Here is a 15,567-nt window from a genome sequence, read left to right on the forward strand (position 1 = left end):
TTTTTGTCCTTTATGTTATAATGCATAACATTTAGACGGTATTTTTAGTTGGAAATACAAAATAAGATGTTTCGCAATTGATTTTTTTAACGGAAAAAGATTAAAATATACACAACAAGTTATATAATCTGACATATAATAAAATGCTCTCACGGAGTGTATAGGGAGTGGAGAGGTGGAACGATCATGATAGAGGAAAAGAAGAAACCGGTGCAAGAACTCGAGCTTCCCCGTGATTGCACGTTCTCCCCTGAGGACTGGCGGGTACTGGCTGAATACTGGTATCCGGTGGCAATTGCGGAGGAAGTACAGGACAAACCGCTGGCAGTGAAGCTTCTGGATATGAAGCTGGTATGCTACCGCAGTGAAGGCAGCGTGGTGATCGCCCGGGATCTCTGCTTCCACCGGGGGGCGCCGCTCAGCAAGGGCTGGGTCGAGAACGGTGAAATTGTGTGCCCGTATCATGGCTTCCGTTACAACTGTGAAGGCAAATGCACCGCTGTACCGGCCCATCCCAGCTCCAAAATCTCACCCAAACTGAAGCTGATCGTCTATCCGGCGGTGGAGCGATATGGCCTGATCTGGACCTGCCTGGGTACCGCGGCGGAGCAGATTCCGGATTTCCCGGGCTGGGATGACCCGGACTATATTAATATTTTACCGCCGAGTTTCGATATTGCCGGTTCGTCCGGCCGCCAGATGGAGGGGTTCCTTGACGTCTCCCATTTTGCTTATGTGCATACAGCCACCTTTGGGGACCGGAACAACACTGAGGTTCCCCAGTACAAGGTCAGACGCGAGGGCAATGAGCTGGTCGCTGAATACTGGAGTACGGTAAGCAACTATGGGAAAGGCCAGGAAAATCCGGCACCGGAGGGTTTCATGTGGCTGCGTGAATTCCGTGTGTTCCCGCCATTTGCGGCTTCCCTTACCGTCTATTTTCCCGGCGAAGGCCGACTGAAAATCCTGAACTGTGCTTCCCCGGTATCCGCACGCTATACGCGCTTGTTCTGTCCGATTTCCAGGAACTTCGACAAGAGTGCCCCGGTCCAGGATACGATTAAGTTCAATCTGCAGGTCTTTGCAGAAGACGCGGAAATGGTGGAGTCACAGACTCCGGAGGATTTGCCGCTCGATTTGCAGGCCGAAGCGCATATACCAGCTGACCGCACGTCCATCGCTTACCGCCAGCTGCTGACTGAATTGGGTCTGGGACGGTCTTATACTTCTTAAACAGTGGAGCATTCATTCTATAGCTTGATCCCACAGGTTCCTTTCTGTATCTGTTCTCCGGAGCGGCGTGCGGAAAGGGTTTTTGTGTTTTCATCCGCTGACTGGAGAATGTAGGCCCATGTCTGATAAAATAGAAATGCAGATGGTAGCATGAATACACAACGATTCCAGACTGTACCGGCAGCGGCGCAATGCAGGACCGGCATCAACCCAAAGGAGACTTGATTGTGAACGAGAAACTGACGCAAGCCTATGAAAGGTTAGGGTTGCCTGAAACCGTAACCAGGGAGGAACTTAACAAAAGGTTCGATCTGCTGCTAAGACGGCGGCGCTCATTAAACACTGAAGCGGAAATCGCTGCTTATGAAGCGGATTTTCAGGCGATCAAGTTTATTCTGGATTCCAGAGATCAGCAGGAAATTCAGGAGGCTGAGGACCAGCGGCTGGCCAAATACGGCAGTCTTGCGGGCGGAGCGCGTAAATGGGAGCGCTTTATGCGGCTCTATAAGACACATGTCATCATTTCGATTATTGCTGTAATCGTGCTTGTTTTTGCCGGCAACGCGCTCTATAACAACTGGCAGCATAAAAAGTATCTGGCCACTTTGCCGCCGGTTGACGCGAAGATTATGTTCATAGGCAATTTCGGCGTGAAGGATGAGGACGGTAAAATGGATGCGCTGAACCAGGCGATCATTGAGCAGTACCCGGAATGGAAGCGTGTGGACAGCAGCATGGTCTATCTTCCCAAGACCGGCGAAGGCTCGGATACCCTGGATATGAATTATATGCAAAAAGCCGTAGTCGAGCTGGCAGCGAACACGCCGGATATTCTGATCCTCGATGAAGCTACGCTTGAATGGATCGGTAAGCAGGATGGGTTTCAGAATCTGGAGCCCATTCTGGCGGATGGCAAGATTTCCAAAGACGATCCCCGCCTGAAGTGGGGAAAGGTGGGAGAGAGCACTGAGGAACAGCTGTACGCTGTTGACATCACAGACTCGAAGTTTGTGTCCTCCCTGCCGATCAACCATAACACCAAGTCTATTGAAATTGGAGTGCTGGGCGGGGATGAACCGAAGGAGAAGATCATTCAATTCGTGAAGCATATCACCGAGGAAGGCGCAGCGAAGTAAAAGGTTTTGTTTCGGGAGGAGCTTCCTGCAGCCGGTATTTGCAGCCTCAATAGATGGACAACAATAAATGGCGGAACCGAAGGGCACCATGCCTTTCCGTTCCGCCATTATTTGTGTTATAGCGCAGCTGTGCGCTGAAGGATCAACTGCAGCAGGTGCACACCTTGCTAAGTCTTGTCCCGGGATTAACGCTCCAACCGGTAGCCGCCGTGGAAGACAGGGCCGACATATTGGTTAAACGCGTAGCCGCTGCGGATGGCAGCGGAGACGAAGTCCTTGGCTTTTACCACTGCATCATGCACAGACAAGCCGTTGGCCAGGCCGCCTGTAATGGCAGCGGCAAAGGTGCAGCCCGCTCCGTGGTTGTAGGCCGGTTCGATTTTGGCTGTTTCCAGCACAGTATATTCGGAGCCGTCGAAGAACACATCTATTGCCAGATCGCCGCCCAGTGCTTTGCCGCCCTTGACGACCACATTTTGGGTGCCGAGCGCGCGGATCAGGCGGGCAGCTTCTTTCATTTCGTCAATGGTAGTCAGCTTGCCCAGCCCGGACAACACACCGGCTTCGAACAGATTGGGTGTAGCCACTGTGGCGAGAGGCAGCAGCAGATCACGGATCGCATTGGCGCTCTCCGGATTCAAGACTTCATCTTCCCCTTTGCAGACCATAACCGGATCAATGACTACGTTAGTCTGCAGGTTCTCCTTGATCGCTTTTTCTGCCACCTTAACGATATCCACACTGCCCAGCATGCCGGTCTTCATGGCATTTACAGGACCCCCTGCGAACACGGTTTTTAGCTGCTCCGCAACGAGGGCTGCATCAATCGGATAGACATTGTGATGCCAGCCGTTATCCGGGTCCATCGTCACAATAGTGGTCAAAGCGCTGAAGCCGTAGGTGCCATACTCCTCAAAGGTTTTGAGGTCAGCCTGGATACCGGCACCTCCGCTGGAGTCACTTCCGGCAATGGTTAGAGTTTTAATGATTTTTGACAAAGCGAACGTCTCCTTCTGGTATATGAATAGATGAAGCCTAATTCAGGTGGAATCTTTTAAACTCTACGATATTATAACAAAAAACATTCCCGGTGTCCGCACTCCGGCGGGAACTCGTCTACTGTATTGACCTCCGCTTTCCTGGAAAAGTTTCTTTTTTTGGTAAAAAAAATTAAGGGAAAATGGGAACAGCAGGAAAAGGCGGTGGGTAGGAGGCGGGTTCTCACCGGAGCAAACTGCATATCCATATAGAAGTACAACGTTTAGGAGGCTGCCATGATCGAAATCAGCTTATGCATGATCGTCCGCAACGAAGAGAACAGTCTGCCCCGCTGCCTGTCTACCGCAGCAACTATCGCGGATGAGATCATTATTGTCGATACGGGGTCAACGGACCGGACCAAAGAAATTGCCGCGTCCTTTGGAGCGGTGATTTATGATTTTACGTGGATCGAGGATTTCTCGGCGGCCCGGAACTTTGCCTTCAGCAAGGCTGCCAAGGATTATATCCTGTGGCTGGACGCCGATGACTACTTGAAACCAAAGGATCAGGAGCTGTTCAGAGGACTCAAGAGCAGTCTTCCAGGGCATGTGGACAGCGTGAATATGCCATATAATCTTGCTTTTGACGCTGCCGGCAATGTGGTTACCTCGCTCCGCCGCAATCGTCTGGTCCGCCGCAGCTGCAATTTCAAATGGATAGGGCCGGTGCACGAATATCTGGAGGTATACGGCCCATCCTACAGCAGTGATGTCTGCATTACGCATGAAAAAGACAAAGCCTACACGGACCGCAATCTGCGGATTTACCAGAAACGGGCCGCAGCCGGTGAAGCCTTCTCCCCGCGGGACCAGTATTATTACGCGAATGAGCTGCGGGACCACGGGCAGCATGAGGAAGCCTGCCGGTATTATACTCTTTTTCTGGAAGGGGAAGAGGGCTGGATCGAGGATAATTACCAGGCCTGCCTGCGGCTGGCCGAATGCCAGGAACGGTTGGGGAATAAGGAGGAAGCCTTCCAGGCACTCTGCCGGACGCTGAAGATCGATAAGCCGCGGGCGGAATTCTGCTGCAGGCTCGGTGCTTGGCACTTGGAGAAGAATCAGCTGCTTCAGGCCGTCTACTGGTATGAGCTCGCTGTGATGCTGCCCCGGCAGAATGACTCTATGGGCATACGCAATGAGAGCTACAGCACCTGGCTGCCGAATCTGCAGTTGGCCTTATGCTACGACCGTCTTGGACAGCATGAGAAGGCGAACCAGTTCAACGAAACGGCATTGCGTTATCACCCGGCCCATCCCAGCATGCTGTATAACCGGAAATATTTTAAAACCCTGCTCGGTGACAAATATGTCGAGCTGCAGCCCATTGCAGAGCAGGCGGAGTAAGCGAGGTAAGCGAGGTAAGCGAGGTAAGCGAGGCTTCTCATTCTTGGGTATGCCAATCGACCATGGGTGCCTGGTCCGCCACAATAACGGATCACCTGTCCTCAGCAGAAAGTATTCGCCTAAGTTTTATTTGGTAAAAAAACCCGCGGCACATCTGAATGTGCCGCGGGTTCTGCCCGTTCCATGAAATTCTGTTCCATTAAACAAGGGAACAGGCTGCCTGGCAGCAATGGATCAGCGGCTTTGCAGAGCCTGTCCCTTGCCGTCGAGCAGCAAGTGGGGTTCGCTGCTGGAGATGAACTCCAGTACCTTGTCATAGATAATCCGGTGTCCTGCCCGGTTGGGATGAATCCCGTCACGGCAGATGAACTCTGTATAATCCGGCTGCTGAAGAAAAGCGCCCCGGACATCAATAATCTTCGTCTTGGTGCTCTCAGCGACCCTGATAATGGTGGAATTGTACCGTTCCTGCCACCAGTAGATTTTGGTGACACTACCGAGAAATTTCATAATGTTCGCTTCCGAGGCCGGATTGTTCCGGCTCACCCATTTGAAGTAGCTGTCCGCATTCAGCGGCGGCAGGCTCATCAGAATCGGCATGATCCCTTGAGTTCTCAGGAAGTCGATCATATCCCGGAGCATGCTTTCGAATGCCGGGAAATCCGTTTTGGGATTATGCTCAGCTTCAGGGTTATCCACAATCTCTTCCCAGTGGAAATCGCAGTCGTTCCCCCCGTATTCAATCAGCACCATATCCGGCTTCTCCTTCAGTACATCCCGTTTGAGATTGCCGAAGCCCTTGAGCAGCGTATTGCCGAATCTGGCGGTGTTGCGCAGCGCCCCCTTCAGCTTGCCTTGCAGCAGAGAGACGTAATTATCCTCTAGAATTACATATTTGCTTCTGGACTCGTCATAGACTACACCCTTCGAAATGGAGTCTCCGCTCACCATATACTTATATTCAAGCTCTGCAGCTGCCGAATGATTTTCATTCTGATGCATGGCCACACCTCCGAAACTATATTGTTCTTAATCTTAGTGTAAACCATTCATGAAGGCATTGCCTATGTATAAACGTCACGGGTCATGCGAATAAGCAGCTGCAAGATCCGTGATTCCGGAAGCAGCTGCTTCATATTAACTTCAGGTTAAAGGCCTCTGCTTATTCTATATCCGGCCATTCGGCGCAATAAGGGAGCCCGGTTTGACTCATTATGGGGTATATTCTGCATAAACCGCACTACAGCCTGCTCCATGCTGTTCACACTATTATCCCAGGTCCAGGCCAGAGAATCAGCTTCACCTTGTTCAGCGAGCCGGACTCTGAGCGCAGAGTCAACAATCAGGCGTACCACATCCTGGGCCAGCCGGTTCTCATAACGGTAGGAGAGCAGGCAATTCTCCTCGTGGCGGGCATACTGGAGATTTCCCCCGGAGTATACAGATACTAGCGCTGCCCCACAGCGCATAGCCTCCAGTCCCGGCAGGGAACCGGCATCGAAGGCACTGGCGCTGACAAAAATATCTGCCCCGTTATAATGGTAGCAGAGCTCTTCATCATTCTGCGGAGTGAAGAACCGGTATTTGCCCCCGGCATGCATCCTCTGCAAGGATTCCGAAGAATAGAACTCATCCGGCGGACTTATGAAGTTGATGTTCACCTGCGGCATGTTGTGCTTGACGATATCGAGCTGTTTCACCAAGTAGCCCTGTTCACGGTGCGAGGCAAAGCCGTTCTCTTCCTTGCGCAGAATCGCCGTGATATTCAATGGCTCCTGCAGCATGTGGCGGATATGCTGGTTACGAAACACCGTGCTGATGCCTACCGGCACAATGCTCCCGGTAATCCCATGGCTCAAAGCTATTAATTCCTGCTGCCACTGTGATAAAACCAGCAGCTTGTCAGTGATATGATAGGAAGGGAAGGACACTTCGTTCTCCGGCAGGAAGAGCGGCTCATAGCATAGAGACAGGCGGATATGCATGCCTTTTCCCTGTTGGCTTGCCGCCTCTGACACGGGGACAGTTGTATAGAAATTGGACACAATAATATCACTGACAGGGAAATCGGATTCTCGCAGCACAGTGTGGTCCGTCGTTAGTATATTAGAATGGACCTCATAGGAAATGTCGCCCCCTAATGGCATGAGGATCACAACATCATGGCCCCGGGCGGTGAGCCCGTTGGTGAGTTCTACCAGCATGCGCTGCGCCCCGCCATGGCATAAGGTGAGAATGGGAAATGTAAACCTCATGGATGATCTCTTCCCTTCTACAATATAGCTGAAAATAGCAAACACTGGTTATGTATACTATTTTATTCAGCGAATGTCGAAAAGTGCCGGGACTGCAGCCCTTAAATTTTAACGGATCCCCAAAAAAGGAGGAAGTAAAAATGAATGAGATTATTGGCGAATGTATGAGAAGACTGGATCAGTCGCTGGGGTATCTGGAGCTGGCAGCCGGAAGGCTGACGGAGGACCAGATATGGTTTCGTCCACGGCCAAAGATGAACGCGATAGGCAATCTGTGCCTGCATTTGGCCGGCAACGAATATCAGCATCTGGTCTGCGCGGTCGGGGGGCGTCCGGCAGAGAGGGACAGACCTTCAGAATTTTTGACCCGTGGAGGCTGTACTCCGGAGGAGCTGCTGGAGTCATTGAGGGAAGTAAGACGGGAAAGCCGGGCTGTAGTCAATGGATTGACGGAAAAGGATCTGGAGCGGGCCGTCACCGTGCATTATACCGAGAGTTCAGAAATGGAGAATTACAGCTGGAGTATTCAAAAGGTACTGATCGGTACGGCAGAGCATTACGCCTACCATACCGGCCAGATTGTGTATCTCGCGAAATGGCTGCAGGAAGAGGATGTGCATCTGCTGAACTGGAAGCATTACGACTGAGGGCTTCTTAGGCGTTCCAGCAGCTTCACCGTTTCACGGATTTCGGGGCCTTGAATATCCTCCAGCGAGATATCGATCATCGGTTTGTGGGCCTGGAGCTTATTCAGGAACTCTGCAGTGTGGAACAATCCCCGGCCTGCCTGGCCATGGCGGATGCGGTTTCCCTCGGCATAAATATCCTTCAGATGGGCCAGGATGATCCGGTCTCCGAACAGGCTGAAGGCATCATCTACAATCTCATCCTGGTTCTGGACATTGTCTCCGATCAAGTTACAGGGATCAAAGACTACGCCAATTGCGCTGGAGGGGACTTCGTCGAGAATCCGGCGCACTTTGGCCGGAGTGGACAATGTATGGGTGCTTACGCCTTCCAGCCCGAGGAACACTCCCCATTTTTCAGCTTCCTCGGCCAGCTCCCCGACCGTGGCCCGCAGCGTCTCCCAGCCCAGTTCCTCATAACGGTAGGGCTCAAATTCGGCAAAAGTGGTCAAAGCTCCGGTCTCCGTAGCGACCATCGGTGCCCCGAACAGCCGGGCATAACGCAAATGCTCCTTGAACCGCTCGATCTCCCCCCGGCGGATGGCCGGATCGGGATGAATCGGGTTAATGTAACAGCCGAGTACACCGATGCGGATTCCCGCGCGGTCAAACTGTTCGGCAATATAATTGGCAAGGCCCGGGCTAAGTTTCCCGGTTGAGGTATCGATATCCTGTATAGCTTTGGACAAGGCCAGCTGGACGAAATCAATTCCAAAGCCTTGAAGCGCGGCAGTCAGCTCTTTAAGGGGCAGACAGCCTGCGGTGTGGGCCAAAGTTCCGTAACGGATGGTAAACATCTCCTTTTGGAAAATAGGGATTTGTATTATTATTAACTTTATATTAATAGCGCTTACAGCTACTTGCAATCATAACGCGCTGACAGAATAGGAGAGCATGCAATGAATACGATAGAGCTCCGCAAGCAGGAACTCGAGAACTGCCGTCCTGAACCGACGCTGGAACCAGGGAAAGTCAACGAATTTTGGGATGGCATTCTTGCAGAGTATGCCCGCAAACCGCTGGAGATTATTTCTGTGCCCGAAGTGACGCCGTATCCGGGAATGCGGGTAGACAAAGTCAGCTTCCAGAGCTTTGATGAAACAAGGGTCAATGCCTGGCATATTCAGCCTGCACAGGCGGCGAATGGCGAAGGGCAGCTTCCCTGCATCATTACGTTTCCCGGCTATACCGGGGACAGGGGATATCCGGAGCGTTATGCTTCCTGGGTACTGCTCGGCTATTCCGTCCTGGCCGTAGATGTGCGGGGACAACTGGGAGAGACCGGAAATCTGCTGCCCATGGAGAGCGGTGTGGCCAAGGGCTGGATTACGCAGGGACTGCTGGAGAAGGAACGTTCTTATTATATGGCGGTGGCTATGGATACCGTCCGTGCCGCGGAAACGGCTGCGCAGCTTCCGGGCGTAGACCCGTCGCGCATCGCGATTACCGGCGGCAGCCAGGGCGGGGGCATTGCTCTGCTGGCTGGTGCCCTAAGCAGCCGGATCGCTGCTGTGGCCGCAGATATCCCCAATCTGTGCCGGCTGGATTTCGGCGTGCTGAATTCAACCAGCTCCCTGACCGAAATCGGCGCTTATGTGCGGCGTTATCCGGAGCATCTGGAACAGGTCCTGGATACGCTTGCTTACTTCGATATCGTGAATCTGGCCCCGCGCATTGCGGCCCCGGTTCTGATTTCTGTCGGCTGGAAGGATACGGTCTGTATGCCCGAAAGCGTATATGCCGCGTATAACCGCATAGAGTCGGATAAGCAGATTCTGGACTATCCGTTCTCCGGACATGAGGTTAGTGAATATCATCACCGCCAGAAGGTATTGTTTTTACAAAAACATCTGGGTCAGGCGGAACGCTAGGCCAAACAAGTTGTCTCCTAAGAAAAAAGAAGAGGCGTCCCGCTGCGGGCGCCTCTTTTTTATGGAAATCACGAACTGACCGGTGACAGCGCATCTTCATGTTAGCTTGTGATCCGGGCGTAAACGGCAAAAAACAGCGCCATTTCCCCCATAATCAGCACGTTTGGTACATGAACAACCATGTCCAGAATGTAGAAGCCAGCCAGGAGCGCCGCCAGCACCGCCAGATGAACGATTCCCAGCCGGTGCTGCTTATGCCGGTAGACGTGGAAGACCAGTGTCGTGGAGGCAAAGTAGAGCAGCACCGAGCCAAACAGCAGGTTTAGCATCAGCTCATAATGTAGCTTGTTCAGGAACAGTAGCTGGATCGAGGCGGCCAGCATACACAGCGACAGGAAGATGAACAGATGTCCGTAAATAATCGTCTGCCCGGCTGTATAAATATTTTTATCCACCTTTTTCTCCAGGTTATCGTAATATTGCCACCACATGGCTATGATCAGTACGAAGGTCAGGCCCGCGAAGCCTACAGATTGCAGGGTCCAGGTGCTGGACTGCAGCACAGCAAGGATGCTCACAACGGATTCCCCCAGGAGGATCAGGGCAAATAGAGAGAAACGCTCCAGCAGATGGTGAGTATTGGCGGGCGTTTTGACCAGAATTTTCCTTCCCGCCAGCGGCAGGATAATGTCAACAGCAATTCCGGCGTACAGCACGGCATAACGGACCCAGGAATCAAAAAACAGGGAACAGGCGGAAATCGCCAGTCCGATCCAAAAGCGGCTGCCCAGATAATGAGCGGTGGCCTTAAGATGCCCGTTTTCCCTGGAGCGTACGTAATGATACTGTACCGCAGTCATCGCCCGCAGCCCGAGGTAGCCTATCAGAAACGAATAATAGGTCTGATCGAAATCGACAGACAGGCTTGCCGTCATAATCAGCACGAAGAACAATTGAATAATCAGAAAAATCCGGTGAGAGACGATGTCCTGCCCATAGCGGTTGACAAACAGCGTCTGGCCCACCCAAGCCCACCAGATCGGGATAAAAATCAGCACGAATTTGCCCAGTGTTTCAAGTGAAAGGGTTTCGTCCTCTACATGCAGCAGCACATGGCTGGCTTTGGACACGGCGGCAACATACAGCAGATCATAAAAGAGCTCCAGCCAGGTTACTTTTTTTACAGTCATATAGCGCTCCTTTGTTGTTCGGATGAATGCAGTTCTGTATGGCCCTGTTTTCCCGGAGCGGTCCCGGTTATATGTTATAATAAAGGCACTCTACCGATGAGCGCAAGACAATCTGAGCATTAGAGGAGGAACGCAGATGGAGAAGGACGGAGATAAGCTGCCGGCGGAAATTGCAGTGGAGAATTTCAAATACAGCGAGAAGAACGAACAGCTGGTGAAAAAGAGCTTTTGGAGTAAAACCCGGAAATTTGCCGGGAAGATTCCATTTACCAAAGATGCAGTGGCGATGTATTACTGTGCCATAGATGCCAAAACCCCTTTGTGGGCCAAAGGTATTGCCTTCGGGGCATTGGCTTATTTCATTTCCCCCATTGATGCGATTCCAGACGCACTGATCGGCCTGGGCCTCACCGATGACGCAGCAATTATTGCCGCAGGTGTAAGGGCGATTGCAGGCCAGGTGACGGAGGAGCACCGGCAGAAGTCAGCGGAATTTTTTGAAAAGGAATAACAATTTAACCCCGTACAGTGAGGCTTTGCCTGGGGCGCTTTGATGCTTTGCAGGATATCATATCCATTTTGCCACAAGTGGAAACGGCTACGCCGTCCTTATAAGGACGGTACCCGTTTCAGCGAGAAATAGAAGGATAGTTTATAGCGCGAAGCATATAAATTTTTATATTTTAAAAAAAGATGCAGCTTGGGCTGCACCTTCACAGACTCTCCACCGGACAGCTTTCTTTGGAAAGCTGTTTGGTTTGGTATTCTTTGCCCCAATCCCTCATCAGCCGGATGATGGGGATGAGGGTCCGGCCGAACTCGGTCAGGGAGTATTCGACCTTCGGCGGAACCTGCTGATAGACTTCGCGGTGAACAACGCCATCCTCTTCCAGCTCCCGGAGCTGCAGGGTCAGCATGCGCTGGGTGATTCCCGGACAGATCCGGCGGAACTCGCTGAACCGTTTCTTTTCCTCCATCATGTGGTACAGCAGCACACCTTTCCATTTGCCGCCGATAACATCAAGGGTGAATTCCACAGGGCAGGCTGCCTGGTCGCAGCCGGGAGAATTACCGAAGCCGCCTTTACGGTCGCGCATAACAATGTCACTCCTTCAGTATCAATTTGTATACTACATTACATTAATGTGCGTACTTCAAAAACAATTATATATACATTAATATAAACGCATAAGCTTCAGGCAGTCAATAAAATGAAGTGACCGAAAGGGAGTAGAGACGATGGAAATGACAGCAGCAGTTAAAAAGGAAATAATAGCAGCCTATGAATTCAGACATGCCACAAAAGAATTCGACAGCAGCCGGAAGATCAGCGGAGAAGACTTTCAGTTCATCCTGGAAACCGGGAGACTTTCACCCAGCTCGTTTGGCTTTGAGCCTTGGAAGTTTGTTGTGGTACAGAACCCGGAGATCCGGGAGAAGCTTCGCCCGTTTGCCTGGGGAGCCCAGAAACAGCTTCCGACAGCCAGCCACTTCGTGCTGATTCTTTCCAGACTGCCCAAAGATCTGACCGCCGGATCGGATTATATCCAGGGAATCATGAAGGATGTGCAGAACCTGCCTCCAGAAGTTGCTGAAGGAAAAAGCAAAATGTATGACACCTTCCTGACAACCGATTTCGGATTGGCGGGCAATGACCGGGCCCTGTTCGAGTGGGGCGCCCGCCAGACTTATCTGGCCCTTGGCAATATGATGACTGCCGCCGCCCAGATCGGCATTGACTCCTGTCCGATTGAAGGCTTCAACAAGCTGGAAATTGAAGAGATTCTGGCGGCTGAGGGCATTATGGACCCAGAGCATTTCGGAATTGCCTGTATGGTGGCTTTTGGCTACCGCCTGAATGAGCCGCGCGGCAAAACCCGGCGCAGTGCGGACCAGGTGGTTCAGTGGGTATGAGGCTGCCGGAAATGGCAAGATAGGGTGAACGGTTAGAAATGAAGTTAAAAAAACTGCTCTGCTGAAGGCACGTGATACCTTGTGCCTGCCTGCAAAGCAGTTTTTTGCGGTGTACAGCTCCTGAAAATACATAAAAGCTTCGAAAAACAATTGAAAAATTACTGAAAACTCTGATAGTCTTATGGAGTGAGCAGTTTTACACCGGATTGTCATTTCAAGATTGAAGGGATTCCTGCAGCATGAAAATCATTCGTATTATTGCCCAGGTAGCTGTACTGTACATATTCTTTCTCGCCGGAGATTATTTGCAGAAACTGATGCACCTTCCGGTACCGGGCAGCATTGTCGGGTTGTTGCTTCTGTTTATTTTACTGCTGTTCAAGATCGTGCCCGTGAAGCTGATTGAGGACGGCTCATTATTCATTCTGGCCTATCTGCCAATGTTCTTCATCCCGGCAACGGCCGGAATTATGAATCACCTGGATATTTTCAGCGGCCGGGGGCTGATGATGATCGGCATCCTGGTCGCTAGCAGTGTGCTGACTATGGTTGTGACAGCACATGCCACCGAGTGGATCACCGTCCGCCGGACTGGCAGCAGAAGCCGCTCTAAAATAACGGTGGTGCGCGAGAAAGGGAGCGAAGCATGAATATCCTGCTTGCCGCCGGCTTCGTTCTGATGAATGTTGGTATTTATCTGTTTATGTCCATGCTGTATAAAAGGTTTCGTCTTCCTGTGCTTCTGCCGGCGCTGACCGCTACTTTTACAGTGGTGGTTCTTCTGCTTGGCTTCAATATTTCCTACGATACTTATATGATCGGCGGCGAATGGATCAACCGCCTGCTCGGGCCGGCAGTGGTATCCCTTGCATATCCGCTGTATAAGCAGCGCCATGTGCTGTGGCAGAACCTGCCGGCCATACTCGGCGGGACGGTTATCGGGCTGCTGGTCGGCATGTTCAGCGGGATGCTGATGGCGGTGGGCCTTGGTTTTTCCAAGCTGTATGTGCTCTCAATCTTGCCCAAATCCATTACAACCGCTGTAGCAATCCAGATTTCCAGCAATCTTGGCGGTGACTCTTCCTTAACCTCCGTTTTCGTCATGATCGCCGGGTTTACCGGAGCTATTGGCGGTCCTTATATCATCAAACTGTTCAGAATCCGCAGCGAATCCGGTATTGGCATCGGCCTGGGGACAGCTTCTCACGCTCTGGGTACAGCAAAAGCGCTGGAGTACGGAGAACAGTCAGTATCCATGAGTTCTGTGGCTATGACAGTCTGTGCGATTGTAGGTTCGATAGTAGGCCCGATCGTTTCATGGATTATGTACCACTAGAATATCCGGCCTAGCCCTCAACCCGCAGGCGGATCACATTCCACGAAGCTTTGGACAGAAGGGCGGTGATCCGGCCGTCCTCTGCCACAGCTGTTCCCCGGTCATGGGGAAGGACGTTTCCCGGATGCTGCTTGGTGTTGGCCGCCTGCAGATCTTCATGATCCATAACAATATGCTGAACGACTTCAGTTTGTCCGAAGCTGCGCAGATCCACGGAAAGCTCCATTCCTTCGCTCAAATGGCGGTTTACAGCAAAGACGGTAATTTCACCAAGTTCCTCATTGTATACGCTTACTGCTTCCAGGTAAGGAACATCAGTGAAATCTCTGGAATCATATTTAGGACTGGTAATGAGCGGATGCAGCACCGTGCCCCGCCCGTAAAGCGATGCATGCATGTAAGGGTAGTACGTAGTCTGGAGCCATAATGGCCCTCCGTTCTCAGTCGTAATCGGCGCAATGGTGTTGATCAGCTGGGCAATGCAAGCCATCTTCACCCGGTCTGCATGTTTCAGCAGGCTGATCAGGCAGCAGCCCACAGCCAATGCATCCTCCATATTATAGACATCCTCGAATTCCGGCGGAGCAATCTGCCAATGGGTTTCCATCCGGCTTGACCCCTGAGATTTCCACACATTCCATTCATCCAAAGACAGGTTAATTTTCTTTTTGCTCTTCTTTTTGGCTTTGATATAATCGCATATCGCTGCCACGCTGCCGATGAACTGGTCCAGATCCAGTGACTTGGCAAGAAAGTTAGCAGTGTCGCCATCGTTATTGTTGTAGTAGGTATGGAGGGATAAGAAATCCACATTGTCATAAGTCAAATCCAGTACAGTCGCTTCCCACTCGGCAAAAGTGCTCATGCTACTGCCTGAGCTTCCGCAGGCGACCAGCTCCAGCGACGGGTCCACCCAGCGCATGGCCTTGGCGGTTTCATTGGCAAGCCGCCCGTATTCTACAGCGGTTTTGGCCCCGATTTGCCAGGGGCCATCCATTTCGTTGCCGAGGCACCAGGTTTTGAACTGATGCGGAGCCTTCACCCCGTGGGAGATCCGCAGGTCGCTCCAGTAGGAGCCGGATGGGTGATTGCAGTATTCGACCAGGTTCCTGGCGGCGTCAATCCCGCGCGTGCCCAGATTCACTGCCATCATGACCTCTGAACCGGCCAGCCTGGCCCATTCTGCGAACTCATTGGTGCCTACATGATTCGTTTCGGTAGTCCACCACGCAAGTTCTAGTGTCTGCTTGCGCTCCGCTTTTGGGCCTACTCCGTCTTCCCAGTTGTAGCCGGAGACGAAATTGCCGCCGGGATAACGGATAATGGGGACATTCAGTGCCCGGACGGCATTCAGAACATCCTGGCGGAATCCGTTCTCGTCCGCTGTAGCATGTCCCGGCTCATAGATTCCCCCGTAAACCGCCCGGCCCAGATGCTCGATGAATGAACCGTAGAGACGGGGGTCTACCTCAGCCAGCTTGAAGTCTTTGTCCGCAATCATGGATGCCTTAATAGTCATAGTCAAATTACTCCTTTGCAGAATTAATATAAATCTTAAT

16 protein-coding genes are annotated in these 15,567 nt (G+C 51.8%); 9 read left to right on the plus strand and 7 right to left on the minus strand.

All coding sequences use genetic code 11. The annotated features are described in order from the left end of the window. The first annotated feature begins 186 nt into the window (after window positions 1-186). Together PGRAT_RS11890 and PGRAT_RS11895 are read left to right on the plus strand one after the other, a co-directional pair. Entirely contained in the window at window positions 187-1,233 is a 1,047-nt protein-coding gene (locus PGRAT_RS11890) for an aromatic ring-hydroxylating oxygenase subunit alpha (protein ID WP_025704281.1), read from the plus strand. Window positions 1,234-1,460: 227 nt separating this feature from the next. Next, window positions 1,461-2,369 (plus strand): hypothetical protein, encoded by a 909-nt coding sequence (locus PGRAT_RS11895; protein WP_025704282.1) that lies wholly within the window; start codon window positions 1,461-1,463, stop codon window positions 2,367-2,369. A gap of 185 nt (window positions 2,370-2,554) precedes the next feature. Here PGRAT_RS11895 and thiD read toward each other — a convergent pair whose 3' ends face one another. Continuing rightward, a complete protein-coding gene (gene thiD / locus PGRAT_RS11900; RefSeq protein WP_025704283.1) occupies window positions 2,555-3,367 on the minus strand; it encodes a bifunctional hydroxymethylpyrimidine kinase/phosphomethylpyrimidine kinase in 813 nt (270 codons plus the stop codon). 276 nt (window positions 3,368-3,643) lie between these two features. On the opposite strand from thiD, the gene PGRAT_RS11905 reads away from it, so the two are divergent. Next, window positions 3,644-4,756: a glycosyltransferase gene (locus tag PGRAT_RS11905; RefSeq protein ID WP_025704284.1), complete on the plus strand. Its 1,113-nt coding sequence runs from the start codon at window positions 3,644-3,646 to the stop codon at window positions 4,754-4,756. A gap of 234 nt (window positions 4,757-4,990) precedes the next feature. Here the strand turns inward: PGRAT_RS11905 and PGRAT_RS11910 are convergent, their stop codons facing one another. Both PGRAT_RS11910 and PGRAT_RS11915 read right to left on the minus strand, forming a co-directional pair. Continuing rightward, window positions 4,991-5,758, minus strand: coding sequence for an SGNH/GDSL hydrolase family protein (locus PGRAT_RS11910; protein ID WP_025707549.1), 768 nt, complete (start codon window positions 5,756-5,758; stop codon window positions 4,991-4,993). A 146-nt stretch (window positions 5,759-5,904) separates the two neighbouring features. Beyond that, entirely contained in the window at window positions 5,905-7,011 is a 1,107-nt protein-coding gene (locus tag PGRAT_RS11915) for a glycosyltransferase family 4 protein (RefSeq protein ID WP_025707550.1), read from the minus strand. A gap of 140 nt (window positions 7,012-7,151) precedes the next feature. On the opposite strand from PGRAT_RS11915, the gene PGRAT_RS11920 reads away from it, so the two are divergent. Further along, window positions 7,152-7,658, plus strand: a complete 507-nt coding sequence (locus tag PGRAT_RS11920; protein WP_025707551.1) for a DinB family protein — start codon at window positions 7,152-7,154, stop codon at window positions 7,656-7,658. On the opposite strand, the gene PGRAT_RS11925 is transcribed toward PGRAT_RS11920, so the two are convergent. Continuing rightward, window positions 7,649-8,494, minus strand: coding sequence for a sugar phosphate isomerase/epimerase family protein (locus PGRAT_RS11925; protein ID WP_036706073.1), 846 nt, complete (start codon window positions 8,492-8,494; stop codon window positions 7,649-7,651). The genes PGRAT_RS11920 and PGRAT_RS11925 overlap by 10 nt on opposite strands. 102 nt (window positions 8,495-8,596) lie before the next feature. Between PGRAT_RS11925 and PGRAT_RS11930 the strand changes: the two genes are divergently transcribed. Next, window positions 8,597-9,568 (plus strand): acetylxylan esterase, encoded by a 972-nt coding sequence (locus PGRAT_RS11930; RefSeq protein WP_025707553.1) that lies wholly within the window; start codon window positions 8,597-8,599, stop codon window positions 9,566-9,568. 101 nt (window positions 9,569-9,669) lie between these two features. Here the strand turns inward: PGRAT_RS11930 and PGRAT_RS11935 are convergent, their stop codons facing one another. Then, entirely contained in the window at window positions 9,670-10,758 is a 1,089-nt protein-coding gene (locus tag PGRAT_RS11935; RefSeq protein WP_025707554.1) for a low temperature requirement protein A, read from the minus strand. A 136-nt stretch (window positions 10,759-10,894) separates the two neighbouring features. Here PGRAT_RS11935 and PGRAT_RS11940 point away from each other — a divergent pair, with 136 nt between their 5' ends. Next, complete coding sequence (locus PGRAT_RS11940; protein ID WP_025707555.1) at window positions 10,895-11,269, plus strand: YkvA family protein; 375 nt, start codon at window positions 10,895-10,897, stop codon at window positions 11,267-11,269. A gap of 202 nt (window positions 11,270-11,471) precedes the next feature. Here the strand turns inward: PGRAT_RS11940 and PGRAT_RS11945 are convergent, their stop codons facing one another. Continuing rightward, the gene (locus PGRAT_RS11945) at window positions 11,472-11,855 is read right to left on the minus strand and encodes a winged helix-turn-helix transcriptional regulator (protein WP_025707556.1); all 384 of its coding nucleotides are present in this window, start codon (window positions 11,853-11,855) and stop codon (window positions 11,472-11,474) included. Between the two features lie 142 nt (window positions 11,856-11,997). Between PGRAT_RS11945 and PGRAT_RS11950 the strand changes: the two genes are divergently transcribed. The 3 genes from PGRAT_RS11950 to PGRAT_RS11960 all read left to right on the plus strand — a co-directional run bounded on the left by PGRAT_RS11950 (window position 11,998) and on the right by PGRAT_RS11960 (window position 14,008). Then, window positions 11,998-12,672, plus strand: a complete 675-nt coding sequence (locus PGRAT_RS11950) for an NAD(P)H-dependent oxidoreductase (RefSeq protein WP_025707557.1) — start codon at window positions 11,998-12,000, stop codon at window positions 12,670-12,672. Window positions 12,673-12,911: 239 nt separating this feature from the next. Next, window positions 12,912-13,322 (plus strand): CidA/LrgA family protein, encoded by a 411-nt coding sequence (locus PGRAT_RS11955; protein WP_025707558.1) that lies wholly within the window; start codon window positions 12,912-12,914, stop codon window positions 13,320-13,322. Further along, a complete protein-coding gene (locus PGRAT_RS11960) occupies window positions 13,319-14,008 on the plus strand; it encodes an LrgB family protein (RefSeq protein WP_025707559.1) in 690 nt (229 codons plus the stop codon). Before PGRAT_RS11955 ends, PGRAT_RS11960 begins: the two co-directional genes overlap by 4 nt. 10 nt (window positions 14,009-14,018) lie before the next feature. On the opposite strand, the gene arfA is transcribed toward PGRAT_RS11960, so the two are convergent. Beyond that, window positions 14,019-15,527, minus strand: coding sequence for an arabinosylfuranosidase ArfA (gene arfA / locus PGRAT_RS11965; RefSeq protein WP_025707560.1), 1,509 nt, complete (start codon window positions 15,525-15,527; stop codon window positions 14,019-14,021). Between the last annotated feature and the right edge of the window lie 40 nt (window positions 15,528-15,567).

Origin of the sequence: Paenibacillus graminis (assembly GCF_000758705.1) — a bacterium.
Lineage (GTDB): Bacteria > Bacillota > Bacilli > Paenibacillales > Paenibacillaceae > Paenibacillus_AQ > Paenibacillus_AQ graminis.

What these genes read in the sequence shown, in the direction of transcription:
- PGRAT_RS11960 (WP_025707559.1), top strand. Translation starts at nt 13,319, where the DNA reads ATGAATATCCTGCTTGCCGCCGGCTTCGTTCTGATGAATGTTGGTATT.
- PGRAT_RS11890 (WP_025704281.1), top strand. Translation starts at nt 187, where the DNA reads ATGATAGAGGAAAAGAAGAAACCGGTGCAAGAACTCGAGCTTCCCCGT.
- PGRAT_RS11905 (WP_025704284.1), top strand. Translation starts at nt 3,644, where the DNA reads ATGATCGAAATCAGCTTATGCATGATCGTCCGCAACGAAGAGAACAGT.
- PGRAT_RS11945 (WP_025707556.1), bottom strand. Translation starts at nt 11,855, where the DNA reads ATGCGCGACCGTAAAGGCGGCTTCGGTAATTCTCCCGGCTGCGACCAG.
- PGRAT_RS11920 (WP_025707551.1), top strand. Translation starts at nt 7,152, where the DNA reads ATGAATGAGATTATTGGCGAATGTATGAGAAGACTGGATCAGTCGCTG.
- PGRAT_RS11930 (WP_025707553.1), top strand. Translation starts at nt 8,597, where the DNA reads ATGAATACGATAGAGCTCCGCAAGCAGGAACTCGAGAACTGCCGTCCT.
- PGRAT_RS11935 (WP_025707554.1), bottom strand. Translation starts at nt 10,758, where the DNA reads ATGACTGTAAAAAAAGTAACCTGGCTGGAGCTCTTTTATGATCTGCTG.
- PGRAT_RS11925 (WP_036706073.1), bottom strand. Translation starts at nt 8,494, where the DNA reads ATGTTTACCATCCGTTACGGAACTTTGGCCCACACCGCAGGCTGTCTG.
- PGRAT_RS11940 (WP_025707555.1), top strand. Translation starts at nt 10,895, where the DNA reads ATGGAGAAGGACGGAGATAAGCTGCCGGCGGAAATTGCAGTGGAGAAT.
- PGRAT_RS11915 (WP_025707550.1), bottom strand. Translation starts at nt 7,011, where the DNA reads ATGAGGTTTACATTTCCCATTCTCACCTTATGCCATGGCGGGGCGCAG.
- PGRAT_RS11910 (WP_025707549.1), bottom strand. Translation starts at nt 5,758, where the DNA reads ATGCATCAGAATGAAAATCATTCGGCAGCTGCAGAGCTTGAATATAAG.
- PGRAT_RS11955 (WP_025707558.1), top strand. Translation starts at nt 12,912, where the DNA reads ATGAAAATCATTCGTATTATTGCCCAGGTAGCTGTACTGTACATATTC.
- PGRAT_RS11950 (WP_025707557.1), top strand. Translation starts at nt 11,998, where the DNA reads ATGGAAATGACAGCAGCAGTTAAAAAGGAAATAATAGCAGCCTATGAA.
- arfA (WP_025707560.1), bottom strand. Translation starts at nt 15,527, where the DNA reads ATGACTATTAAGGCATCCATGATTGCGGACAAAGACTTCAAGCTGGCT.